The 24,265-nt window shown below is 68.3% G+C and carries 16 protein-coding genes; 8 read left to right on the plus strand and 8 right to left on the minus strand.

Annotation, left to right across the window (positions count from 1 at the left end; translation table 11 throughout):
• Positions 1-79 precede the first annotated feature (79 nt).
• The 5 genes from FZ938_RS21800 to FZ938_RS21825 form a co-directional block, all read right to left on the minus strand.
• Positions 80-1,093: an NUDIX hydrolase gene (locus tag FZ938_RS21800; protein WP_149200545.1), complete on the minus strand. Its 1,014-nt coding sequence runs from the start codon at positions 1,091-1,093 to the stop codon at positions 80-82.
• 46 nt (positions 1,094-1,139) lie between these two features.
• On the minus strand, positions 1,140-2,471 hold the full coding sequence (gltA, locus tag FZ938_RS21805; RefSeq protein ID WP_149200546.1) for a citrate synthase: 1,332 nt from the start codon (positions 2,469-2,471) through the stop codon (positions 1,140-1,142).
• A 484-nt stretch (positions 2,472-2,955) separates the two neighbouring features.
• Positions 2,956-6,723 carry a response regulator gene (locus FZ938_RS21815; RefSeq protein WP_246457973.1) on the minus strand — a complete coding sequence of 1,256 codons (3,768 nt, stop codon included), beginning with the start codon at positions 6,721-6,723 and terminating at the stop codon, positions 2,956-2,958.
• Entirely contained in the window at positions 6,720-8,156 is a 1,437-nt protein-coding gene (locus FZ938_RS21820) for a sigma-54-dependent transcriptional regulator (protein ID WP_149200549.1), read from the minus strand. Before FZ938_RS21820 ends, FZ938_RS21815 begins: the two co-directional genes overlap by 4 nt.
• A gap of 167 nt (positions 8,157-8,323) precedes the next feature.
• Positions 8,324-9,094, minus strand: coding sequence for an FCD domain-containing protein (locus FZ938_RS21825; protein ID WP_149200550.1), 771 nt, complete (start codon positions 9,092-9,094; stop codon positions 8,324-8,326).
• A 481-nt stretch (positions 9,095-9,575) separates the two neighbouring features.
• On the opposite strand from FZ938_RS21825, the gene FZ938_RS21830 reads away from it, so the two are divergent.
• The 6 genes from FZ938_RS21830 (at position 9,576) to FZ938_RS21855 (ending at position 17,322) form a co-directional block, all read left to right on the plus strand.
• A complete protein-coding gene (locus FZ938_RS21830; protein ID WP_149200551.1) occupies positions 9,576-11,252 on the plus strand; it encodes an L-lactate permease in 1,677 nt (558 codons plus the stop codon).
• 49 nt (positions 11,253-11,301) lie between these two features.
• Positions 11,302-14,172 (plus strand): FAD-binding and (Fe-S)-binding domain-containing protein, encoded by a 2,871-nt coding sequence (locus FZ938_RS21835; RefSeq protein WP_149200552.1) that lies wholly within the window; start codon positions 11,302-11,304, stop codon positions 14,170-14,172.
• Between the two features lie 62 nt (positions 14,173-14,234).
• A complete protein-coding gene (locus FZ938_RS21840; protein ID WP_149200553.1) occupies positions 14,235-14,984 on the plus strand; it encodes a (Fe-S)-binding protein in 750 nt (249 codons plus the stop codon).
• On the plus strand, positions 14,974-16,398 hold the full coding sequence (locus FZ938_RS21845) for a LutB/LldF family L-lactate oxidation iron-sulfur protein (RefSeq protein WP_149200554.1): 1,425 nt from the start codon (positions 14,974-14,976) through the stop codon (positions 16,396-16,398). Before FZ938_RS21840 ends, FZ938_RS21845 begins: the two co-directional genes overlap by 11 nt.
• Positions 16,391-17,053 carry a LutC/YkgG family protein gene (locus FZ938_RS21850; protein WP_149200555.1) on the plus strand — a complete coding sequence of 221 codons (663 nt, stop codon included), beginning with the start codon at positions 16,391-16,393 and terminating at the stop codon, positions 17,051-17,053. Before FZ938_RS21845 ends, FZ938_RS21850 begins: the two co-directional genes overlap by 8 nt.
• Positions 17,050-17,322, plus strand: coding sequence for a hypothetical protein (locus tag FZ938_RS21855; protein ID WP_149200556.1), 273 nt, complete (start codon positions 17,050-17,052; stop codon positions 17,320-17,322). The genes FZ938_RS21850 and FZ938_RS21855 overlap by 4 nt, the downstream gene beginning before the upstream one ends.
• On the opposite strand, the gene FZ938_RS21860 is transcribed toward FZ938_RS21855, so the two are convergent.
• On the minus strand, positions 17,265-18,566 hold the full coding sequence (locus tag FZ938_RS21860; RefSeq protein ID WP_149200557.1) for a D-amino acid dehydrogenase: 1,302 nt from the start codon (positions 18,564-18,566) through the stop codon (positions 17,265-17,267). The two genes, FZ938_RS21855 and FZ938_RS21860, sit on opposite strands and share 58 nt — an antisense overlap.
• Positions 18,567-18,827: 261 nt before the next feature.
• Here FZ938_RS21860 and FZ938_RS21865 point away from each other — a divergent pair, with 261 nt between their 5' ends.
• Positions 18,828-20,357: a sigma-54-dependent transcriptional regulator gene (locus FZ938_RS21865; protein WP_149200558.1), complete on the plus strand. Its 1,530-nt coding sequence runs from the start codon at positions 18,828-18,830 to the stop codon at positions 20,355-20,357.
• 21 nt (positions 20,358-20,378) lie between these two features.
• On the opposite strand, the gene FZ938_RS21870 is transcribed toward FZ938_RS21865, so the two are convergent.
• Complete coding sequence (locus FZ938_RS21870) at positions 20,379-21,191, minus strand: zinc-ribbon domain-containing protein (RefSeq protein ID WP_149200559.1); 813 nt, start codon at positions 21,189-21,191, stop codon at positions 20,379-20,381.
• A 152-nt stretch (positions 21,192-21,343) separates the two neighbouring features.
• Entirely contained in the window at positions 21,344-22,993 is a 1,650-nt protein-coding gene (locus FZ938_RS21875) for an electron transfer flavoprotein-ubiquinone oxidoreductase (protein ID WP_149200560.1), read from the minus strand.
• A gap of 151 nt (positions 22,994-23,144) precedes the next feature.
• Here FZ938_RS21875 and FZ938_RS21880 point away from each other — a divergent pair, with 151 nt between their 5' ends.
• Positions 23,145-24,038 carry a uracil-DNA glycosylase gene (locus FZ938_RS21880; RefSeq protein ID WP_149200561.1) on the plus strand — a complete coding sequence of 298 codons (894 nt, stop codon included), beginning with the start codon at positions 23,145-23,147 and terminating at the stop codon, positions 24,036-24,038.
• Positions 24,039-24,265: the final 227 nt, after the last annotated feature.

A 24,265-nucleotide genomic window follows, 5' to 3' on the forward strand; every position in this document is an offset into this window, starting at 1 on the left:
TCCACCAGTATCGGCTTGCAGCCGCCCGTTGACAACTGCGCCCAATGCCGCGCGTCGAAGTTTCCGATGGATTTTACCCTTACCCGTCCGCGGATGGGATGGCACCGGCGCTGGTGCGTTCGTGGATGGCCTGGCGGCGGAAGCGGTACAACTCGGCGGGCCGGCCACCCGTCTGGCTTTCAAACTGGCCGGTGGGCTCGACAAAGCCGCCGGAGATCATCAGACGGCGGAAATTCTGCTTGTGCACCCGCTCGCCGGACAGCGCCTCGACCACCAGTTGCAGTTGATGCAGGGTGAAGGTGGGCGGCAGCAATTCGAAGACGATGGGACGGTAGCGCAGCTTGCCGCGCAGCCGCTCCAGCGCGGTCGCCAGAATGCGCCGACCGTCGCGCGCCATCGGCCGGCCGAGCGCACGCGGCATCGGTCCGCCGGCCCGCACCGACGGGTCGACCCGCGCGGCGAGGTCGCGGTCGCGGAAGGCCTCCACCACCAGCCCGGCCTCGTAGAGCAGTTCGAACCGCTCCAGCACGCGCTCCATGTCCCAGTCGGCGCCGTCCAGACCGAAGGCCATCTGGGCACGCTCAGCCCGGCGCAGGCGGGTGCCCTCGTCGGGCGCCGAGGCGATCCAGCCGCCGAGCGCCGGAGCGATCACGGCATCCAGCAGCGGCGGGCGCTGGTCGCGCCAGTCCTCCCAAGGGAAATGGTCGTAGAGGCCGCGCCATTCGGCCGAGGCGTCGCCGCTCAACGGGCCGTCGCGGACCAGCGCCAGATAGCCGACAATGACGGACCGCGGGCCGCCGAACAGCTCGTGCGGATCGCGATAGCGGTCGCCGAAGGTATAGAGTTGCTCGACATAGCGCAGCGCCAGTCCCGAAAGCCCCTCCGCCACCGCGCGGACGCCATCCTGCAGGGTGCGGAAACGATCGGGTTCGAAGGGGGCGCCGGGCAGCGCGTCGCGATGCGGCAGCGGCTCGTCGCCGCGCCGGTGGTCTTCCGGCACGGAAAAGCCGCTGCGCACCGTCACGACGCGCGGCGTCCCGCCGGTCACCGCGACGATGGCGACCGACAGGCCAAGTTGGAGAGGCTGGCTCACGGTGCGCCCCTCTCCTTTTGGAGAGGGGACGCCGTAATTCGACCGATCAACGCTTGTCCAGCGGGACGAAGGGACGGGCGGCGTAGCCGGTGAAGAGCTGACGCGGGCGGCCGATCTTCTGGGCCGGGTCTTCGATCATCTCCTTCCACTGGCTGATCCAGCCGACGGTGCGGGCCACGGCGAACAGCACGGTGAACATGCTGGTCGGGAAGCCCATCGCCTTCAGGATGATGCCGGAATAGAAGTCGACGTTCGGATAGAGCTTCTTCTCGACGAAATACTCGTCCGACAGGGCGATCTTCTCAAGCTCCATCGCGATGGCCAGATGCGGCTCGTCCTGGATGCCAAGGCGGTCGAGAACCTGATAGCAGGTCTCGCGCATGATCTTGGCGCGCGGGTCGTAGTTCTTGTAGACCCGGTGGCCGAAGCCCATCAGGCGGAAGCTGTCGTTCTTGTCCTTGGCGCGGCGGACGAACTCGGGGATGCGATCAACCGAGCCGATCTCCTCCAGCATCTTCAACACGGCTTCGTTGGCGCCGCCATGGGCCGGACCCCACAGAGCAGCGATGCCCGAGGCGATGCAGGCGAACGGGTTGGCGTGGGACGAGCCGGCGAGGCGGACGGTGGAGGTCGAGGCGTTCTGCTCGTGATCGGCATGCAGGATGAAGATCTTCTCCATCGCCTCGGACAGGACCGGATCGACCTTCCATTCCTCGCACGGCGTGCCGAAGGTCATGTAGAGGAAGTTTTCCGCGAAGGACAGGTCGTTGCGCGGATACATGAAGGGTTCGCCGACCGTGTACTTGTAGGCCATGGCGGCCATGGTCGGCATCTTGGCGATCAGCCGGTGCGCGGCGATCTTGCGCTGCACCGGATCGAAGATGTCGGTGGAGTCGTGATAGAAGGCCGACAGCGCGCCGACGACGCCGCACATGATCGCCATCGGGTGGGCGTCACGGCGGAAGCCGCTGTAGAACTTGGCCAGCTGTTCGTGCACCATCGTGTGATAGGTGATGGTGCGCTCGAAATCGGCCTTCTGCTGCGGGTCGGGCAGTTCGCCGTTCAGCAGCAGGTGGCAGACCTCCAGGAAATCGCAATTCTCGGCCAGATCGGCGATGGCATAGCCGCGGTGCAGCAGGACGCCCTCGTCACCGTCGATGTAGGTGATGGCCGAATCGCAGGCGGCGGTGGAGGTGAAGCCCGGATCGTAGGTGAAATAGCCGGTCTCGGCGTAGAGCTTGCGGATGTCGATCACGTTGGGACCGGTCGACCCGCTGAGCACCGGCAGCTTCAAGGTCTTGCCGGTGGCGTCATCTGTCAGCGTGACGGTGCCGACCTGGTTCACATCGCCGTGCGGCGTGTGCTTGCTCGATTCCATGACCTTCTCACACTCCTTGCTGGCCGGCCGGGCGGCGGCTCGCGGCCTCCGCTGCCGGACCTTGGTGGTTGGCCCGTCTTCGGCGCGCATGGGCGGCGCGCTTGTTATCGCGCGCGCGTTCGCCCCTTGCGGCGCCGCGCCGTCTTCTCCCGGTCTGACGCAAGGATGGGCCGGGAGCGGAACCCCCACCCTTCCTGGTCGTTGACTCCTCCAGAAGATAGCAGAGGACATCATGACCGACACGCCTCAAACACGCACCCCCTCCGAAGGAATGGCCCAGCCGCGGAAATCAGGCGCTGACACCCACGACCAGACCCCGGCCGGGGAACGTTCCCCGCGGGAGGACATGACCAAGACGCCGGGCGACGGCACGTTGCAGGACGCCACGCCGGCCGGTCTGTCGTCCAAAGAACTGCGGGAACGGGCGGAGGACGCCGACGGCTCGACCCAGCCGGGCACCGGCTGACATCGGTCCGAAGGAGGATCAGGCCGCCGGCCGCTGCACCCCGGTGCGCTCGCGCAAGGAACGCTCCAGCCGGGCGGACTCGTGCAGCAGCACCGGCAGGAGTCGGCTCGCCTGATCCCTGTCGCCGTTGCGGCAGAGGACTTCCATGCGCCAGGCATGGTGCATGACCGTCATCCCGCCGAAACTGCCGGCGAGGCTGGACAGGTCGTGCGCCTCCCCCGCCAGTGACCGCAAGTCGGCGGTGCCGGCCAGGACGGACTCCGCCATCGCCGACAGCCGTTCCAGCCGGCGCGACACGTCGTCGAGGAAGCTGTCGACGATCAGCGCCAGATTGTCGGCGCCCACCGTCTCCACCAGATCGGCCAGCACCGCCTCGTCCAACGCCTCGCCGCCCTCGTCGCCGCCACTCCCGTCACCCGGATCCGCCGGGACGCCGGCGGATCCGGCCCGGGCTTCCGACGCTCCGATCCAGCAATCCAGCGCAGCCAGCAGGCCGGCGCGGCTGATCGGCTTGGTCAGATAATCGCTCATGCCCGCGCGCAGGCAAAGTTCGCGCGTGCCCGGCATGGCATCTGCGGTCAGGGCGATGATCGGCAGGCTGGCCAGGGCGCCGCCGCGCGCCCGGATCGCCTGCGCCGCTTCCAGCCCGTCCATCCCCGGCATCTGAACGTCCATCAGCACCAGATCGAGGCCGCCGCGGCAGGCCGCCGCGACCGCCTGTTCCCCATCCTCCGCGACCTCGACCGTATAGCCCAGCTTGCGCAGCAGGGTGGTGGCGAACAGCTGGTTGGTGCGGTTGTCCTCCGCCAGCAGGATGCGACCGCGGCGCGGCGCCTCCTCCGCCCCGGCATCCGTGACCGGAGCGGCGGGAACGGATGCCGGGGCCGCCGCCGCCAACAGTCCGGTCAGGCAGCCGGCCAGCGAACTCTGGCGCAGCGGCCGGTTCAGCGTGGCGTGGGCCAGCCCCTGGGGCACGCCGTCGGTGCGCGCGGCCGGCGACAGCGTGACGATCAGAACGCGCCGCGTCGCCGCCAGCGCCGGGTCGCCGGCGACCGCCGCCAGCAACGCGTCACCGCCCATGCCGGGCATCGTCTGATCGGCGAGCACCACGTCGAAGGGCCGGCCGCCGGCCGCCGCGCGCCGCAAAGCCTCCAGCGCGTCCGATCCGTTTTCCACCGTGGCCGGCATGGCGCCCAAGCTGTCGAGCATCGAAGCCAGCACCCGGCGGTTCACCGCGAGATCGTCCACCACCAGCGCGCGACGCCCGGCCAGCGGCCGTTCGGCCGGTGGCAGCGCCTCGTCCGACAGGGCCAGCGGAAGATCGACCAGGAAGCGGCTGCCCGTGCCCAGGCTGCTCTCCACCGCGATGCTGCCGCCCATCAGTTCCGACAGCTGGCGGCAGATCGCCAGCCCCAGGCCGGTACCGCCGAACTTGCGGGTGATCGACCCGTCGACCTGCTGAAACTTGTTGAACAGGGTTGGCAGCGCTTCGGCCGGGATGCCGATGCCGGTGTCGGTCACGGTGATGCGCAGCACCAAATGGGACTCGGTGGCGTCCAGCGCCTCCATCTCCACCGCGACAGACCCCTCGTCGGTGAATTTGACCGCGTTGCCAACCAGATTGACCAGAATCTGCCGGATGCGCGTCGGATCGCCCAGCAGCGTGCGGCGCAGCAACGGATCGATGTAGAAGCCGATCTCGATCCCCTTCTCGTGCGCGCGCGGGGTCAGCAGCTCCACCACCCCTTCCACCAGATCGGCGGCGTCGAAGGGCAGCGTCTCGATGGTGACGCGGCCGGCCTCCAGCTTGGAAATGTCGAGGATGTCGTTGATGATGGTCAGCAGCGCGTTGGACGAGCTGCGGATGGCCTGGGCGAACTGGTGCTGCTCGGGGGTCAGGGCGGTGTCGAACAGCAGCTCCGTCATGCCCATGATGCCGTTCATCGGCGTGCGGATCTCGTGGCTCATCGCCGCCAGGAATTCCGACTTCGCCTGCGTCGCCGCCTCGGCGCGGGCGCGGAGCGCATCGGCCTCCTCGCGGGCGGCGTCGAGCCCTTCGGCCAGCGCGCACATGTCGGCGGCCTGACGCTGCAATTCCGCCTCGAAGCGCTTGCGTTCGGTGATGTCGGTGCGGGTGCAGACCAGCGAGCCGTTGCTGGTCCGGTTCTCCGCCACCACGATCCAGCGGCCGTCGGGCAACTCCCGCTCGAACGGCGCGCCGGGGTTGCGGTGCTGGGCCAGCTCGGCCCGGATCCAGGCTTCGTCGCTCGGGCCGTCCGGGTTGCCCGCGAACTCGCCATTGGCGATGGCGGCGCGCAGGATGTCCTCGAACGGACGGCCGGCGGTCAGCAGCGGCGCCGTCAGCGGATGGGCTTCGCGGTAGCGCTCGTTGCACAGGATCAGCCGGTCGTCGGCGTCGAAATAGGCCAGCCCCTCCGGCACCGCCTCGATCGCGTCGTCCAGCGTCTGCTTGGCGAGCCGCAGTTCCTCTTCCGTCAGCTTGTCGCGCGTGATGTCGGTATGGGCGCCGACCATGCGCACGACCCGGCCGTCGGCATCGCGGATGTGGATGGCGCGGCTGAGGATATAGACGGTGTGGCCCTGCTTGTGGCGGAAGCGCTGCACCGCCTCGAATTTCGGGATCAGCCCGGCATTGTAGGCGCGGACCATCTCCAGCGCCGCGATCCGGTCCTCCTCGAAGATCAGGCCGGCCCACATGTCCAGGCTGTTCTCCAGCTCGCCGTCGCCATAGCCGAGCTGTTCCTTCCAGGTTGGGGAGAACCAGATCCCGCCGCTTTCCAGGTTCCAGTCCCAGATGCCGTCCCGCGTCGCCTGGACGGTCAGGTCCAGAAGCTCGCGGTTCGAGCGCAGTTCCGCCTCTTCCCGCTTGGCATCGGTGATGTCCTGGACGACGCCAAGCAGGCCGACCGGCCGGCCGTCGGCCCCGCATTCGGCCATGCCGCGTATGAAGACATGGCGCAGCGCACCGTCCGGCCGGATGACCCGCGCCTCGACCGAGAAGCCCTCGCCGGTCGTCCGCGCCCGCTCGACCAGACCGGCAAGGTACGGCCGGTCGTCGGGGTGGTAGCAGGAGCGCGACAGCTCGACAGTCGGCGTTTGACCCTGCGGTGGCAGCCCCAGGATGCGGTAGACCTCGTCCGACCAGCGGCGGGCATCGGTGACGAAATCGATGTACCAATGGCCGAACTGGCCGATCTCCTCGGCAAGATTCAACAGGCGCGAGCGGTCACGCAACTCCGCTTCCGCCCGCTCGCGCCGGGCCACCTCGCGGTGCAGCGTCATCTCGTCCACCACCAGCCGGGCGAGTTGGGCCAGCGTCTCCGCCTCCCGCTCGTCGAAATCGGCACGGGGCACGTCGTCGATGACGCAGAGCGTTCCCAGCTTCTGCCCATCCGCCACCAGCGGCGCGCCGGCATAGAAGCGGATGTTCGGCGCGCCGGTGACCAGCGGATTGCCGGCGAAGCGCGGGTCCTTGGTCGCGTCCTGCACGACCAGCACGCCATCGTCCAGGATGGCGTGGGCGCAGAAGGCCAGATCGCGGTGGGTTTCCGTCGCCTCCAGCCCGACCCGGCTCTTGAACCACTGGCGCTCGCGGTCGATCAGCGAGACCAGCGCGATGCGCGTGCCGAAGAAATGCCGGGCCAGCCGGGTGATGTTGTCGAAGCCCGGTTCCGGTGCGGTGTCGAGGATGCAGTAGGAGTCCAGAACGGCCCGCCGCCGGCTCTCGTCAGGCGGCAGAGCGGCCGGCACCGCCCCCGCGCTCAAGCGGCACCCTCCCCGGCGCCGCGGGCCTCGGCGACGCGCCATTGCTGAAGTTTGCGGTAGATGGTGGACGGGCTGATCTCCAGCATCAGGGCGGCGCGCGGCACATCGTCGCCGGTCAGCCGCAGCGCCTTCTGGATCATGTCCTTCTCGACCCGCCACAGCGGCTGCACGGCGGCATCCTCCTCCGCCGCATCGGCGGCCGGCGAACCGCAGGCGGCGCACGGGAAGGCGCCGGCGTCAGGATTGCCGATCGCCGGACCGCCCATCGGCGGCAGCATGCCCACGGTGACCTGCGGCCCGTCGTTCAGCACCACGACGTTGCGGACGACATTCTGCAATTGCCGCACGTTGCCGGGCCAGTCATGGGCGCGCAGCCGCGCTTCCACCTCCGGGGCGAAGGCCGACAGCGCCTTGCCCTCCTCCCGCGCATAATCGATCAGGAAGGAGCGCGCGATCTCGATCACGTCGTCGCCGCGGTCGCGCAGCGGCGGCAAGGCCAGCGGGATGACATGCAGGCGGTAATAGAGGTCCTCCCGGAAACGGCCGGCCTGAACCTCGGCCAGCGGATCACGGTTGGTGGCGGCGACGAAGCGCACGTCCACCCGCTCCTCCCGTCCGCTGCCGACCGGGCTGACCGTGCCGGTCTGGACGAAACGCAGGAGCTTGCTCTGCAGGTCGAACGGCATCTCGCAGATTTCGTCCAGGAACAGCGTGCCGCCGTCGGCCAGCAGCGCCGCCCCCGGCCGGTCGCCCGCCGCCCCGGTGAAGGCGCCCTTCACATGGCCGAAGATCTCCGATTCGAGCAAATCCTTCGGGATGGCCGCGCAGTTCAGCGCCACGAAGGCGCCGTCGCGCCGCGGGCTGGCGCGGTGGATGGCCTGGGCCGCGACCTCCTTGCCGGTCCCGCTCTCTCCGGTGATGAAGACGTTGGCGCGGCTGGCGGCCACGCTTTCGATGGTGCGGTAGACCGCCTGCATTTCCGGCGAGCTGCCGATGAAGCCATGGAAGCGCCCGCGGTCCAGGTCCTTGCGGTATCCCTCCACCATGCGCGCCAGCGTCCGCCGTTCCAGCGCGTTGCGCAGGGTCAGGTTCAACCGGTCGGCGTTGAAGGGCTTCACGATGAAGTCGAAGGCACCGAGCTTCATCGCCTCCACCGCCAGATCGATGGAGCCATGGGCGGTGATGATGACCACCGAAACGCTCGCGTCGCGGGCCTGGAGCGCCTGGAGCACCTCCAGCCCGTCCATGTCCGGCAGCTTCAGGTCCAGGATGACCGCATCGGGCGGCGATGCCGCCGCGGCGTCCAGCGCCTCCCTCCCGCGGGTGCAATGCACGACCTCATGGGCGTCCGCGCGCAGGAACTCGATATAGAGCTTGGCGAGCGGGACCGTATCCTCGATCAGCAGGATGCGGCGCTTCTTGGGAGAGGACACGGGGCGGCACTCTGATGGTCGGTGAAGGGGTGTCGATCGGGCAAGACTGCCCGCGCAGTGAAACTCGGCCCCCAGTGTAACCCGACCAAATTCCCGCCGCCAGTCGGGCTGCGCCTACCTGCATATGACTTTTGACGCAGAGCGTCGGCAGGAGGGCGCCGCTCCTTTCATACCCCGCTATCGATCAGGTCGGTCCGCCCGATCCGCCGCAACGAAACTTGGACGCGGGCATTGTGGTCGCGGATTTCGCGCAGGGTCTGCAACGTGAATTCGACATGGCCATCGGCCGCAGCACTCGCAGCATCCGCGTCGCCGGCCAGAACCGCGTCGGCGATGGCGAGATGCTGTTGCAGCAGCAGGTCGCGCACCCCCGGCCGGGAATAGAGGTCGGCGCGGTTGTAGAACACGTCGTTGCGCAGCAGGTCGGACAGCGTCCGCATGATGTGCAGCATGACGACGTTGTGCGCCGCCTCGTAGATCGCCAGATGCAGGTCGGCGTCCGAGTCCGCCTCCTCAGAGCTGTCGTCCTTGCCATGGGCGGCCTGCATCCGGGCGACGATGGCGCGGATGCCGTCGCGGTCGAGGTCGGTCGCCCGCTGGGCGGCCAAGCCCGCCGCCGCCGCCTCGATGGAGCGGCGGAACTCCAGATAGTCGAAGGACGCATCCGGCTTGTTGCGCATCAGCGTCATCAACGGATCGGCGATCTGCGACAGAAAACTGGCGACATGGGTGCCGCTGCGCCCGGTGACCAGCAGGCCGCGCTCCTCCAGCTTGGCGATGGCGTCGCGCAGCGACGGGCGCGACACGTCCAGCTTCACCGCCAGTTCCCGTTCGGCCAGCAGCTTTTCCCCCGGACGCAGAGCGCCCTCCAGGATCAGCCGTTCCAGATGCTCGGCAATGGCGTCGGCCAGCTTGGCCGGTTTGATCGTCCCCTGCATTGGGTGGGCGGCCTCTCCCTGCACGTCTTGATCCTCTTCAATACCGATGGATCGAACAGGCGTCCAGAGCAGTGGCTGACTGCCAACGTCGCACCCCCCTACCAAAGTGGGCCGCTTGGCAAACGATTCAGCCATTGCACAGTATGGTAAAATATTTTATCCAAGTCTCACCGTATGGATAAGAGATGTCCACCGCCTCCCGAATGGCAAGGGGTCTTCCCCAAGCCTAACCGGAGCGGAAGGTGCATCCACAAGGTACCGGGACAGGACGGACCAGGCCCCAAAAGGGCGCATCCGCACCGCGAGCATCGGGGCCGCAAGACCCCGGCGGCGGTGAACACCTCCGCTTTGCCGAACATCCGGCCTTCCACCCGCGTCTCCCTTCGGGATGCGGGCGGGCCGGGTGCTGCCAAATGCGGCCAGCCTTCTCCCGGGACACCGTTCGGACCGACATCACTCCCCGAGAAGGAGACCCCCGAGGATGAGCTGGTCGCAAGTCTACGACCCTATGAACAATATCTGGCTGTCGACGCTGTTCGCGTCGCTGCCGGTCCTGGTGATGCTGGGCGGTCTCGGCATCTTCCACATGAAGGCGCACCGCGCGGCCTTGGCAGGCTTGGCGGCCGCGCTGGCGGTGGCCGTCGCCGTGTTCGGCATGCCGGTGGCGATGGCGGGAAAGACCGCGCTGCTGGGTGCGGCTTACGGCCTGCTGCCGATCGGCTGGATCGTCGTCAACATCATCTTCCTCTATCACCTGACCGAGCAGCGCGGACAGTTCAAGATCCTGCAGGAAAGCATCACCGGCATCACCAACGACCGCCGGCTCCAGCTTCTGCTGATCGCCTTCTGCTTCGGCGCCTTCTTCGAAGGAGCGGCCGGCTTCGGCACGCCAGTCGCCGTGACCGGCGCCATGCTGATCGGCCTGGGCTTCACCCCGCTGGCAGCGTCCGGCCTGTCGCTGATCGCCAACACCGCCCCGGTCGCCTATGGCGCGCTCGGCACGCCGGTGCTGGCGCTGGCGGCGGTCACCGGCCTGCCGCTGCTGGATCTGTCGGCGATGATCGGCCGGCAATTGCCCTTCTTCTCGGTGCTGGTGCCTTTCTGGCTGATCGTCGCCTTCGCCGGCTGGCGCGGCATGATCCAGATCTGGCCGGCCATCCTGGTCGCCGGCGTGTCCTTCGCCGTCCCGCAGTATCTGGTGTCGAACTATCACGGCCCCTGGCTGGTGGACGTCGCTGCCGCCATCGTCTCGCTGGTCTCGGTCACCCTGTTCCTGAAGGTCTGGCATCCCAAGGCGATCTGGCACACCGCCGGCGGGGCGTCCGCCCTGACCCAGGGTGTCGGCGCCGCGGTGGTCGAGGGCGAGGCGCGCCGGAGCCACGGCTACAGCGCCGCCGAGGTCCGCCGTGCCTGGACGCCCTGGGCGATCCTCAGCATCCTGGTCTTCCTGTGGGGCATTCCGGAGGTCAAGACCTTCCTCGACGGCGTGTCGATCTTCAAATTCCCGATCGACGGCCTGCACAACATGGTGATGCGCGTTCCCCCGGTGGTGGCGAAGGCCCATCCGGAGGCGGCCGTCTTCACCCTGAACTGGCTGTCGGCCACCGGCACCGGCATCTTCATCGCCGCCGTCCTCTCCGGCCTGCTGATGGGCTATTCGCCGGTCGAGATGGTGAAGACCTATGGCCGCACCCTCTACGCCATCCGCAACTCGCTGCTGACCATCTCGGCGATGCTGGCGCTGGGCTACACCACCCGTTATTCGGGCCTGGACACCACGCTGGGCCTCGCCTTCGCCAACTCCGGCTTCCTCTATCCCTTCTTCGGCACCTTCCTGGGCTGGCTGGGCGTGGCGTTGACCGGGTCGGACACGGCGTCCAACGTGCTGTTCGGCAGCCTGCAGAAGGTGTCGTCGGAGCAGCTCGGCCTGCCGCCGACGCTGATGGCCGCCGCCAACAGCTCGGGCGGCGTGATGGGCAAGATGATCGACGCCCAGAGCATCGTCGTCGCCGCCGTCGCCACCAAGTGGCATGGGCATGAGGGCAAGATCCTGCGCTTCGTCATCTGGCACTCGCTGGCGCTGACGGCGCTGGTCGGCCTGCTGATCATGGCCCAGGCCTATCTGTGGCCCTTTACCCTGATGGTGATCGGCCGCTAAGGCCGGCTCCTCCCGCCACCTCCTCCACCACCAGCAGGAACCGCTGCCGATGCCGTCCCTCCCCCTGGCCGCCCCCTACGACCGCGTGCTGGCCGAGCTTCAGGCCGTCATTCCCGACGCCCGGCTGGTGACCGACCCGCTGCGCACGTTGGCCTATGGCACCGACGCCAGCTTCTACCGGCTGATCCCGAAGATCGTCGCGCTGGTGGAGACGGAGGAGGAGGTGGTGCGGTTGCTGCGCATCACCCGTGGCCACAAGGTGCCGGTGACCTTCCGCGCTGCCGGCACCAGCCTGTCGGGGCAGGCGGTCAGCGACAGCGTGCTGGTGGTGCTGGGGGACGGCTGGCGCGGCTGCAGCATCGGTCCGGGGGCGGCCACCGTCACGCTGCAGCCCGGCGTGATCGGGGCGGAGGCGAACCGGCGATTGGCCCCGCTGGGGCGCAAGATCGGCCCCGACCCGGCCTCCATCGCCACCGCCAAGATCGGCGGCATCGCCGCCAACAATGCCAGCGGCATGTGCTGCGGCACCGCGCAGAACAGCTACCGCACGCTGGAGTCGATGCGGCTGGTTCTGGCCGACGGGACGGTGCTGGACACCGCCGATCCGGCCAGCCGCAGCCGTTTCCGCGACAGCCACGGCGCGCTGCTCGGCCGGTTGGCCGATCTCGGCGCCCGCACCCGGGCGGACGAGGCGCTGGCCGGCCGCATCCGCGACAAATTCCGCATCAAGAACACCACCGGCTACAGCCTGAACGCGCTGGTGGACTATGAGGACCCGGTCGACATCCTCCAGCACCTGATGATCGGGTCGGAGGGGACGCTGGGCTTCATCTCCGCCATCACGCTGCGCACCGTGCCGGAGCATCCGCACAAAGCCAGCGCCCTGCTGTTCTTCCCCGACATCGGCGAGGCCTGCCACGCGGTGTCCTTGCTGAAGGCCGCCCCGGTCGATGCGGCGGAGCTGATGGACCGCGCCTCCCTCCGCTCGATCCAGGACAAGCCGGGCATGCCGCCGCAGATCCGCGGCTTCGGCCCCGAGGTGGCGGCGGTGCTGGTGGAGACCCGTGCCGAAAGTGCGGCGGCGCTGGAGGCCAACGTGGCTGAGATCGCCGCGGTGCTGGCCGACTGCGTCACCATCGGCGACACCCGCTTCACCACCGACGCCAAGGCCTGCGAGGGCTTCTGGAAGATCCGCAAGGGCCTGTTCCCGGCGGTCGGCGCCATCCGCCAGACCGGCACCACCGTCATCATCGAGGACGTGGCCTTCCCCCTGCCCCGGCTGGCCGAGGCGACGCGCGAGCTGCAGGCGCTGTTCCTCCGCCACGGCTATCACGAGGCGATCATCTTCGGCCACGCGCTGGAAGGAAACCTGCACTTCGTCTTCACCCAGGCCTTCGACACCCAGGAGGAGATCGACCGCTACCGCCGCTTCATGGACGATGTCGCAGTGTTGGTGGTCACCCGCTATGACGGCTCGCTGAAGGCGGAGCACGGAACCGGCCGCAACATGGCCCCCTTCGTCGAGATGGAATGGGGGCCGCAGGCCTATGGCCTGATGAAGGAGATCAAGCAGCTGTTCGACCCCGACGGCCTCTTGAACCCCGGCGTCATCCTGAACGGCGACCCGCAGGCCCATCTGAAGAACCTGAAGCCGCTGCCGCCGGCCGACCCGCTAGTCGACACCTGCATCGAGTGCGGATTCTGCGAGCCGACCTGCCCGTCCCACCGCTTCACCCTGTCGCCGCGCCAGCGCATCGTCGGCCGGCGCGAGATGGCGCGGCTGGTCGCCGCCGGCGACGATGCCGGGCGTCTGGCGGAAATCAGCGCCGCCTACGACTACCAGGGCATCGACACCTGCGCGGCCTGCGGCCTGTGCGCCACCGCCTGTCCGGTGGGAATCGAAACCGGGCTTCTGATCAAGTCCATGCGCGGCGAGCGGCGCGGCGCCATGGCCCGCAAGGCGGGGGCGCTGGTCGCCGACCATATGGAAGGCACGCTGGGTCTCGCACGCACCGGCCTGCGTCTGGCCGACCTCGCCCGCCGCACCGTCGGGCACGGCGTCACCCAGGCGGCGGCCCGCGTGCTGACCGGCGGCAGCCTGCCGGGTCTGCCCCGCAACATGCCAACCGCGGCGACCTTCTCGCCGAAGGCGGACATTCTCACCAGCGAAGACCTGCCGACCGTGGTCTATGCCCCCAGCTGCGTCAGCCGGACCATGGGGCCCGCGGCGACCGATCCGCAGCAGCGCCCGCTTCCACAGGTGGTGGAGTCGGTGATGCGCAAGGCCGGCTTCCGCATCCTCTATCCGGAGGCGGCGGACAGCCAATGCTGCGGCATGCCGCTGGAGAGCAAGGGGCTGATCGAAGCCGCCGACGCCAAGGCCGCCGCCATGCTGGCCGCGCTGTCGAAGGCGAGCCGAGGCGGCCGTTATCCCGTGGTGATGGACACCAGCCCCTGCGCCCTGCGCCTGAAGAAGCGGCTGACCGACGCGGGCCTGCACATCCTCGATGTGGCGGAATTCCTGAACGAGTTCGCCTTGCCCCGCCTCGATATCGCCAGGAGGGCGGAGCCGGTGATGCTGCACCTGACCTGCTCGACCCGCCGGATGGGGCTGGACGGTGCCCTGACCGCGGTGGCGAAAGCCTGCGCCGAGACGGTGGTGGTCCCACCCGACGTCGGCTGCTGCGGCTTCGCCGGCGACAAGGGCTTCACCACGCCGGAACTGAACGCCCACGCGCTGCGCCACCTGCCGGCGTCGGTGCCGGAGGGTTGCGCGTCGGGCTATTCCACCAACCGCACCTGCGAGATCGGGCTGTCCGACAAGGCGGGCGTGCCCTACCGGTCGATCGTCTATCTGGTCGACGCCTGCGCCACCGCGAAGGTGGAGGAATCGGCGCGGGTGCTGGAGACGGCCTTTTGAGCGATGATCTGTAAAAGCTCCGAAGCCCAGCCATAAGAAGACGCTCAGCGAGGAAACCCCCAATGCCCTCCACTCCCAAACCCACCCGCGTCTATTACTTCGGCACGTGCCTCGTCGACCTGTTCTTCCCCGACGCCGGGATGGCGGGGATCGAGCTGTTGCAATCGCAGGGCCTGACCGTCGTCTTCCCGCAGGGCCAAAGTTGCTGCGGCCAGCCCGCCTACAATTCCGGCTATCGTGCCGAGGCGCTGAAGGTCGCCCTCGCCCAGCTGGACCTGTTCCCCGGCGACGATCCCATCGTCGTGCCGTCGGGCTCCTGCGCCGGCATGATGAAGAAGCATTGGCCGGACCTGTTCCGCGGCGAACCGGACGAGGCCAAGGCGGTGCAGGTGGCGTCCCGCGTCTGGGAGCTGACGCAGTTCCTGGTCCATGTGCTGGACGTTCAACTCACCGATAATGGGGAACCGGTGCGCATCACCTGGCACGCCTCCTGCCATGCCCAGCGCGAGATGGGCGTGGTGGAGGAGCCGAAAGCGCTTCTGCGCCAGCTTGCCAATGTCGAGCTGGTGGAGCTGAAGCGGGAGAAGGAATGCTGCGGCTTCGGCGGCACCTTTGCCGTGCGCCATCCGGAGATTTCCGCCGCAATGGTCGGCGACAAGGTGGCGGACATCGAGGGCACCGGCGCCGCCCGCGTGGTGTCGGGCGACTGCGGCTGCCTGCTGAACATCGGCGGCGCGCTGGAGGCCGGAGCCAAAGCCGCGCGCGGCCAGCACATCGCCCAGTTCCTGAAGGAGCGCATCCATGGACGGTAACGCACCGGATTTCGCCGCCGCCTCCCGCGCGGCGCTGGCCGACCCGCAGCTGCGCGGCAATTTCCGCCGCGCCATGGATGGGCTGATGACCAAGCGCGCCGCCCAGTTCGCCGAGCCGGCGGAATGGCATGGCGTGCGGGCGCTCGCCGCCTCGGTCCGGCTGCGCGCCCTGTCGAAGCTGCCGGAACTGCTGGAGAAGCTGGAGGAGAACTGCACCCGCAACGGCATCACCGTCCATTGGGCCGCCACCACGGAGGAAGCCAACTCCATCGCGCTCGACATCCTGCACAAGGCCAACGCCAAGCTGGTGGTCAAGGGCAAGTCGATGGTGACGGAGGAGATGCACCTGAACGCCGTTCTGGAAAAGGACGGCATCGAGGTGCTGGAAAGCGACCTCGGCGAATACATCGTGCAGTTGGACGGCACCATGCCGTCGCACATCATCATGCCGGCGATCCACCTGAACACGAAGCAGATCGCCCATCTGTTCAAGCGCAAGATCAAGGATGCCGAAAGCCGGGAGGACGCGGCCTATCTGACCGACCTCGCCCGCCGGGTGCTGCGCGCAAAGTTCCAGGCCGCCGACGTCGGCATGTCCGGCGTCAACGCGGCGGTGGCGGAGACCGGTACCCTCTGCCTGATCGAGAACGAGGGTAACGGCCGCATGTGCACCACGGTGCCGCCGGTCCACATCGCCTTCATGGGTCTGGAGAAGGTGGTCGAAAAGCTGGAGGACGTGCCGCCGGTCATCAGCCTGCTGCCGCGCTCCGCCACCGGCCAGCCGATCACCACCTACGTCAACATGATCTCCGGTCCCCGCAAGTCGGGTGAAAAGGATGGCCCGCGCGAGGTGCATCTGGTCATCCTCGACAATGGCCGATCCAGCATCTACGCCGACCCGGAACTGCGCGACACCCTGCGCTGCATCCGCTGCGGCGCCTGCATGAACCATTGCCCGGTCTACACCAAGGTCGGCGGCCATGCCTATGAGGCGCCCTATCCCGGCCCGATCGGCAAGATCCTGGTGCCGCAGATCGAGGGGTTGGCCAAGCGCGGCGCCATGCCCCACGCCTGCACCATGTGCAACGCCTGCGTCGAGATCTGCCCGGTGAAGATCCCCATCGTCGAGATCATGGGGCGTCTTCGGGTCGAGGCGGTGAAGCCCGGCGGTGCGGTGAAGGACGGCGGCGCCAAGGCCAGCCGAGCGGAAGCCATGGTGTGGAGCGGATGGGCGGCGATGAACGCCTCCCCAACCGCCTACCGCATCGCGACCGTGGCGATGAGCAGGCTCGGCAACGCGGCGCCCTCGTCTCTGCCCATGCTGAAGGAATGGACGAACGTCCGCACAAAGCCGCGCTTTGCCGGCCGCACCTTGCACGACCTGGCCCGCGCCAAGGGGATTCCCGATGTCTGACGCCCGCAACTCGATCCTGACGAAGCTGCGCAAGACGCGCGACGCCCACCCGCTGACTCCGCCGGCCTCGGATTTCGCGCCGATCGAGGCGAAGCAGTGGGCAGACGAGGAGCGCCTACCCCGCATCCGCCGCCTGATGGAGGCCGTGCATACGGAGTTCATCGACGCGACCGAGGCCGATTGGCCGGCGATGCTGCGCGAATTCCTGTCGCGGGAGGGGGTGGGCTCGCTGCTGTATGCGCCGGCAACGGATGCGGGGAAGCGGCTGGTCGAGGGGTGGGACGCCGCCTCCACCACCCTCATCCCCTACGACCGTCCGCTCGAAGACCTCAAGCCCCAGCTGTTCGAGTCCATCGAGGCCGGCCTCACCACCACCCGCGGCGCCATCGCCGAGACCGGCAGCCTGATCCTGTGGCCGACCGCCGACGAGCCGCGCACCCTGTCGCTGGTACCCCACATCCACGTCGCATTGCTGCGCGCCGACGCGCTCTTCGACACGTTCCTGCAGGCCATGCGCGAGCAGGGGTGGGCGGATGCCATGCCGACCAACGTGCTGCTGGTGTCAGGTCCCAGCAAGACCGCCGACATCGAGCAGACGCTGGCCTACGGCGTCCACGGCCCGAAACGGCTGGTCGTCCTGGTGGTCCATCCATGACGGCCCGCCAGCCTGCCGTCCGACCCGCGAACGAGCCGGCGCCCCGGCTCTACGAGGCGATCCTGCATCTCAGGCGCCTCGGCCACCGGGTGGAGAAATGCGAAGGGCGGCGCGGGCGACATCGGCTGGATGGAGCCGAGATCACCGACGCCGCCCTTCTCGAGCTGGCGATGACCCGCGTCCGCCGGGCGGCGCGGGTGCCGTATTCAGGTCAGGCAGGACGGACGGCGGCCGGGCGCGACACCGCCACCGTCGGCTTGCGGCCGTAGCGCTCGACGCTCAGCCCGTCCATGTCGATCTCGGTCCGGCGGCCGCTGACCACGTCGGCCAGCACGCGGGCGGAGCCGGCGGACATCGTCCAGCCCAGCGTGCCGTGGCCGGTGTTGAGATACAGGTTGCGGATGTGGGTCGGCCCCAGGATCGGCGTGCCGTCCGGCGTGTTCGGGCGCAGGCCGGTCCAGAACTCCGCCTTCGACAGGTCGCCGCCCTTGGGGAACAGGTCGCTGACCACATGGTCCAGCGGCCCGCGGCGGCTTTCGCGCAAGGTCAGGTCGAAGCCGGACAGCTCCGCCGTGCCGCCGACGCGGATGCGGTCGCCCAGGCGGGTGACGGCGATCTTGTGCGTCTCGTCCATCACCGTCGATTCCGGCGCGTGGGCGGCGTCGGTGATCGGCAGGGTCAGCGAATAGCCCTTCACCGGATAGACCGGCAGGTCGATGCCCAGCGGCTTCACCAGCTTGGGCGAATAGCTGCCCATGGCGACGATGTAGCTGTCGGCGGTCAGCGTGCCCTGGTCGGTCAGCACGCCGGTGATCTTGCGCCCGTCGCTTTCCAGCCCGCGGATGGAGACGCCATAGCGGAACTCCACCCCGCGCTTGGCGGCAAAGGCGGCCAGCTTGTTGGTGAACTGGAAGCAGTCGCCCGTCTCGTCGCCTGGCAGGTGCAGCGCGCCGACCAGCTTGTCCTTCACATGGGCCAAAGCCGGCTCGACCGAGGTCAGGCCATCGCGGTCGAACAGGCTGTAGGGAACGCCGTAGCGCTCCAGCACCGCCATGTCATAGCCGGCGGCGTCCATCTGCTTCTGGGTGCGGAAGACCTGCAGCGTGCCCTGGGTGCGCTCGTCATAGGTGATGCCGGTTTCGGCGCGGAGCGCCTTCAGGCAGTCGCGGCTGTATTCGGCGACGCGGACCATGCGGCTCTTGTTCAGCTGATAGCTCGCCTCATTGGCGTTGGCCAGCAGCTTCAGGCACCAGGACCACATCGCCGGATCCAGCTTCGGCCGGATCACCAGCGGCGAATGCTTCATCATCATCCACTTGGCGGCCTTCAGCATCAGCCCCGGCGCCGCCCAGGGAGCGGAATAGCCCGGCGACACCTCGCCCGCGTTGGCATAGCTGGTCTCCAGCGCCGGGCCGGCCTGACGGTCGATGACGGTCACCTCATGCCCCGCACGCGCCAGATAATAGGCGGTGGTGACACCGATGACGCCGCTGCCCAGAACGATCACGCGCATGAGACTGGCTCCCAAGGGGATGGATGACTTCGCTTGGGGGACAGATCGCAAAGGGCGTGCCAGAGGCGGAAATGGCGGATTTGCTGTGGTGCGGGGGGAGTGGCGGGGAGTGGGGTGTATGCGGATGTTTACGGGGGGAGGGGAATAGGGGTGTAGAGTGTTGGGGATCAAGGGGTTGGGAAGGTGTAAAGATTTTGATACGGTGTAATGGATTGTGTACAGTGATTGCCGGATGCTCCCTCCCCCAACACCCCGTCCCCCATGCGCATCGAAGTCACCTTCACCGACCGCGTCGGCATCGCCCATGAGATCCTCGCCGTGCTGGCGCTGCGCCGGCTCAACGTCGTCGGCGTCGAAGTCGACCCGCCGCTGATCCACATCGACGCGCCCGGCCTGGACCCGGCGGCGCTGCCCGCCCTGTCCGATGCACTGCGCACCATCACCGGGGTACAGTCGGTGGCCGCCATCGACATGTTGCCGGGCACGCGACGGCGGCTGCATCTCGATGCGCTGCTCGCCGCCCTGCCCGACCCGGTGCTGGCGGTTGACCGTACCGGGCGCGTGGTGGTGGCGAGCACCGCCGCCGCCCAAATCGCCGGCTTGCCGGAGTCCCGCCTCGCCGGGCTGGATATTGGCGAGCTGTTCGGCGAGCCGGCGTTGACGCGCGAAATGACCGCCGGCGGCTTCCGCATGTCGGGACGCGAGGTGACGCTGAACGGTCAGCCCTTCCTGCTGGAGGTGATGCCCATCGTCGATGTGGAAGCCGCGGGCGCCGTCATCACCCTGTTCACCCCGTCGCGCCTGGGCGAGCGGCTCGACGCCATCCAGAATTTCGATGAGGGCGGCTTCGACCGCATCCTCGGCGAATCGCCGCCGGTCAGGGCGTTGAAGGCGCGCGCCGCGCGGGTCGCCGCGATGGAGGCGCCGCTGTTGATCCTGGGAGAGACCGGCACCGGCAAGGAGCTGATCGCCCATGCCTGCCACCGCGCCAGCCCGCGCCGCGACAAGCCGTTCCTGGCGCTGAACTGCGCCGCGGTGCCGGAGAATCTGGCGGAGAGCGAGCTGTTCGGCTATGCCCCCGGCTCCTTCACCGGGGCCCAGCGCGGCGGCAAGCCCGGCCTGCTGGAACTGGCCCATGGCGGCACCGTCTTCCTGGACGAGATCGGCGAGATGTCGGCCTATCTCCAGGCCAAGTTGCTGCGCTTCCTCAACGACGGCAGCTTCCGCCGGGTGGGCGGCGAGCGCGAGCAGAAGGTGGATGTCCGCGTCATCAGCGCCACCCACCGCTCGCTGGAGGCGATGGTCGCCGACCACAGCTTCCGCGAGGATCTGTTCTACCGCTTGAACGTGCTGTCGCTGAGCGTCCCGCCCCTGCGCGAGCGCGGCCACGACATCCTGCTGCTGGCCCGCCATTTCATCGCCCGTGCCGCGGCGCAGGCCCGCCGGCCACCCGGCCGTCTGACCCCGGCGGCGGCGGCGGCGCTGCTCGCCAACCGCTGGCCCGGCAATGTGCGTCAGTTGGAGAACGTCATCTTCCGCGCGATGACCATGAGCGACGGCGGCGCGCTGGACGCCGCCGACCTGGAGTTGGCCGGTGCCGGCATGCAGTCGGCCGGGGTGCCGGCGGAAGAGGCGGACAGCTGGGAGGACGCGGTGGAGGGGTTCGAGCGGACGCTGCTGCGCCGACTCTATCCGCGCTTCCCGTCCAGCCGCAAGCTGGCCGCAAGGCTGAACACCTCGCACACGATGATCGCCAACAAGCTGCGGAAATACGGCATTCCGGAGCGGTGATGCCGCCGGATTCGGGACGGGTCAGTGGCCGCTGGAATGTCCGGATGCCTTGGCCGGAGCGGCATGACCATCCGCCGCCGGCTTGGCGTGGCCGGCCGCCTTCTCCGGGGCCTTCTCGGCCGGCTTTGCGGCCGCAGGGGGCTCCAGTCCGGGGGGCGGGCCGCCGAAGGTGATGGTCACCTCGGTCACCGGGCCGGGATCGGGCTGGCTGTGGTGGAAATTCGCCGATGCGCCGGGGCCCAGGGTCTCGGCCGACGGCTCGATGGTCCAGCTCTGCAGCAGCTTGTGCTCGGGACCGAAGGTGATGACGCGCAGCGGCGGCAGGGTGCGCTCGATCTCGGTGCCGTTGGCGACCTCGCCATCGAGCAGCAGGACAGTCATACCGTTTTCGATCTTCTGTTCGGAACGGATGTTGCGCAGTTCCAGTCCGAAGCCCGGCGGTTCGGCCGGCATGCCGAGGGTGTCATAGAGCAATGCCGCGGGCGGCCAGCTGCGAACAATGGCGTCGCGGCCGAAATAGGCGCCGGCAGCGGCCCCGGCGACCAGCAGTCCCAGCACGGAAAAGCCGATCACCGTGCTGCGCGCCGGCTTGGCGCGCGGCGCCTTGGGCGGCTTGACCTTGGTCTTCGCGGCAGTCTTAGCGGCAGCCTTGGTGGAAGTGGCCGGCCGGATTTCCGTCAGCGCGTCGGGAACCACCTCATCGGGTTCCGACCGGTCGGGCATCTGCCACCAGGTGTGGCCGCAGCGGGCGCAGCGTACCTTCCGGCCGTCCTGGCCGAGCGACTCGTCGGACAGGGTGTAGCGCGTCGAGCAGGTCGGACAGGAAACGATCATCGCGCCGTCGCAGAAAGGTTACCCCCTGCCTTATAGATAGGAGTGGCCCCCGGCGCAACCGACACCGGCGGCGCGGCAGCGGACATCTTTCAACAGGCGCCTGCCCCCCTCCCTCCCGCTCCGCTGAGCGGAAGGGAGGGGGCAAAAGCCCCTTACATCCCGCCCGGATAGTTCGGCCCCCCGCCGCCTTCCGGCACGACCCAGTTGATGTTCTGGGTGGGGTCCTTGATGTCGCAGGTCTTGCAGTGGACGCAGTTCTGCGCGTTGATCTGCAGGCGCGGGTCGCTGCCGTCGTCGTTGCGGACGATCTCGTACACGCCGGCCGGGCAGTAGCGCTGTTCCGGCGCGTCGTAGAGCGCCAGATTGACGCTGATCGGGACCGATTTGTCCTTCAGCGTCAGGTGCGGCGGCTGGTCTTCCTCATGGTTGGTGTTGGAGAGGTAGACCGAGGACAGGCGGTCGAAGCTGACCTTGCCGTCCGGCTTGGGGTAGGCGATCTTCGGCGCCTCGCTGGCCTTCACCAGGGTGGTGTGGTCGGCGTGGTGCTTCAGCGTCCAGGGCGACTTGCCCTTCAATGCCGTCTCGTAGGCCGCATTGGCCAGACCGGCCCACAAGCCCTTCTGGAAGCCCGGACGGATGTTGCGCACGGCGTGCAGTTCCGGCCAGACCCAGGACTGCTTCAGCCGCTCCGGATAGGCGATCACCTCGGGACCGTTGTCGGCGCCGCCGGTCAGATGGTCGAACACCGCCTCGGCCGCGACCATGCCCGACTTCATGGCGGTATGGTTGCCCTTGATCTTCGGCACGTTCAGGAAACCGGCGCCGTCGCCGATGAGCAGGCCGCCCGGGAAGGTCAGCTTCGGGATCGACTGGAAGCCGCCCTCCGACAGGGCACGGGCGCCATAGGCCAGACGCCGGCCGCCTTCGAAGGTCGGACGGATCGCCGGATGCGTCTTGTAGCGCTGGAACTCCTCGAACGGGCTCATGTGCGGGTTCCAGTAGTCGAGGCCGACGACGAAGCCGACCGACACCAGATTCCCTTCCATGTGATACAGCCACGACCCGCCATAGGTCTTGGGGTCCATCGGCCAGCCGATGGTATGGACGATCAGGCCCGGCTTCGACTGCGACGGATCGACCTCCCACAGTTCCTTGATGCCGATGCCGTAGGTCTGCGGCTGGCAGTCGCGGCGCAGGTCGAACTTCTCGAACAGGGTCTTGGTCAGCGAGCCGCGGCAGCCCTCGGCGAAGATGGTCTGCTTGGCGTGCAGTTCCATGCCCGGGGTGTAGTTGCCGGTCTTCTCGCCGTCCTTGCCGATGCCCATGTCGCCGGTGGCGACGCCCTTCACCGCGCCGTTGTCGTCATACAGCACCTCGGCGGCAGCGAAGCCGGGGTAGATCTCCACCCCCAGCTCCTCGGCCTGGGTCGCCATCCAGCGGGCCAGATTGCCCAGGCTGATGATGTAGTTGCCGTGGTTGTTCATCTGCGGCGGGGCGAAGGGCGACTTGTAGGCCTTCGTTTCCGTCAGGAAGAGAAAGTGGTCCTCGCGCGCCTTGGTGGTGAGGGGAGCGCCCTTTTCCTTCCAGTCCGGAATCAACTCGTCCAGCGCATGCGGCTCGAAGACGGCGCCGGACAGCAGGTGGGCCCCCACCTCCGATCCCTTCTCGATCACGCAGACGCTAAGCTCCTGGCCGCTTTCGACCGCGCGCTGCCGCAGGCGGATCGCCGCACTCAGACCCGAAGGGCCGGCGCCGACGATCAGAACATCGTATTCCATGACCTCGCGCGGTTCGCGTTCCATCACCACACTCCCCCACCGTCTTGTTTTGGTACTGTTTCCCTCGGGACGCCCTATGGTGTTTTGCGGGCGCGTGCTTGTAGCACGGTTTGCGCCGCACCCAAATTGGGTATCTGGACATGTAAGACCACACGATCTGTGGTAAGGTCAAACGATGATTGACGTATGCGACATCCTCGACGCGCTGCGCTGGCATGCCGACGTCGGTTGTGACGAGGCCATCGGCGACGAGCCGACCGACTGGGCCGCCCTCACCGCCCGGCCGGTTGGGCGGGCGCCGTCTTCGGGCGCGCCCGCGGCGGGTGCGGCCCCCGGCACCGGTATGGCGCGCGGCCCGTCACCGACTCGGGCGCCCGCCCCGGCGGCCCCCGCCTCCGCACGTCCGGCCGCCCTCTTCGCCTCCCCCGACCAGCCGCTGGGCGCCAGCGAGGCCGGCATCCAGGCCCGTGCCAGGGCCGGAGAGGCGCAGACGCTGGAGGCGCTGGAAGCGGCCCTGCGCAGCTTCGACGGCTGCCCGCTGAAGGCCACGGCGATGAACACGGTCTTCGCCGACGGCAACCCGCAGGCGCCGGTCATGCTGATCGGCGAGGCGCCGGGCGAGGACGAGGACCGGCAGGGTAAGCCCTTCGTCGGGGTCAGCGGCAAGCTGCTGGACCGCATGCTGGCCCAGATCGGGCTGGACCGCGGCAAGGTCTACATCTCCAACATCCTGCCCTGGCGCCCGCCCGGCAACCGCAGCCCGACCCAGGCGGAAGTCGCCGCCTGCCTGCCCTTCCTGGAACGGCATGTCGAACTGGTGCGGCCGAAGCTGCTGGTGGCGCTGGGCGGAGTGTCGGCCAAGACCCTGCTGAACCGGGCGGAGGGGATCACACGCCTGCGCGGGCAATGGAAGACGTATGAAGTCGCGGGAACGGCGATCCCGCTGATGCCGATGCTCCATCCGGCGTACCTCCTGCGCAACCCTATCGCAAAGCGGGAAGCGTGGCGGGACATGCTTGCGTTGCAGCAAAGGATCGGCGAAGAAGGCATCAAGTATTCCCAAGACTAAAATCGATGTCACAGCGCCGCCTAAATCGTTCGTATGACTGCGGTCGCCGCGCAGCACAAATGCCATCGCCCCATGCCGAAAGGCACCTTCCCAATGGGCTAGAGCCTTTTTTCCAGGCTTGTTAAGCCGTTGTAACATTTGCCGAATACCAGCCATGACACATTCCGTGCGAATCCGTTGCTTGCGGTTCGCGCGGTCGTGGGGTATCCCGGAGCCATGCTCCGGAT

The organism is Azospirillum oryzae (genome assembly GCF_008364795.1).
Classification (GTDB): domain Bacteria; phylum Pseudomonadota; class Alphaproteobacteria; order Azospirillales; family Azospirillaceae; genus Azospirillum; species Azospirillum oryzae.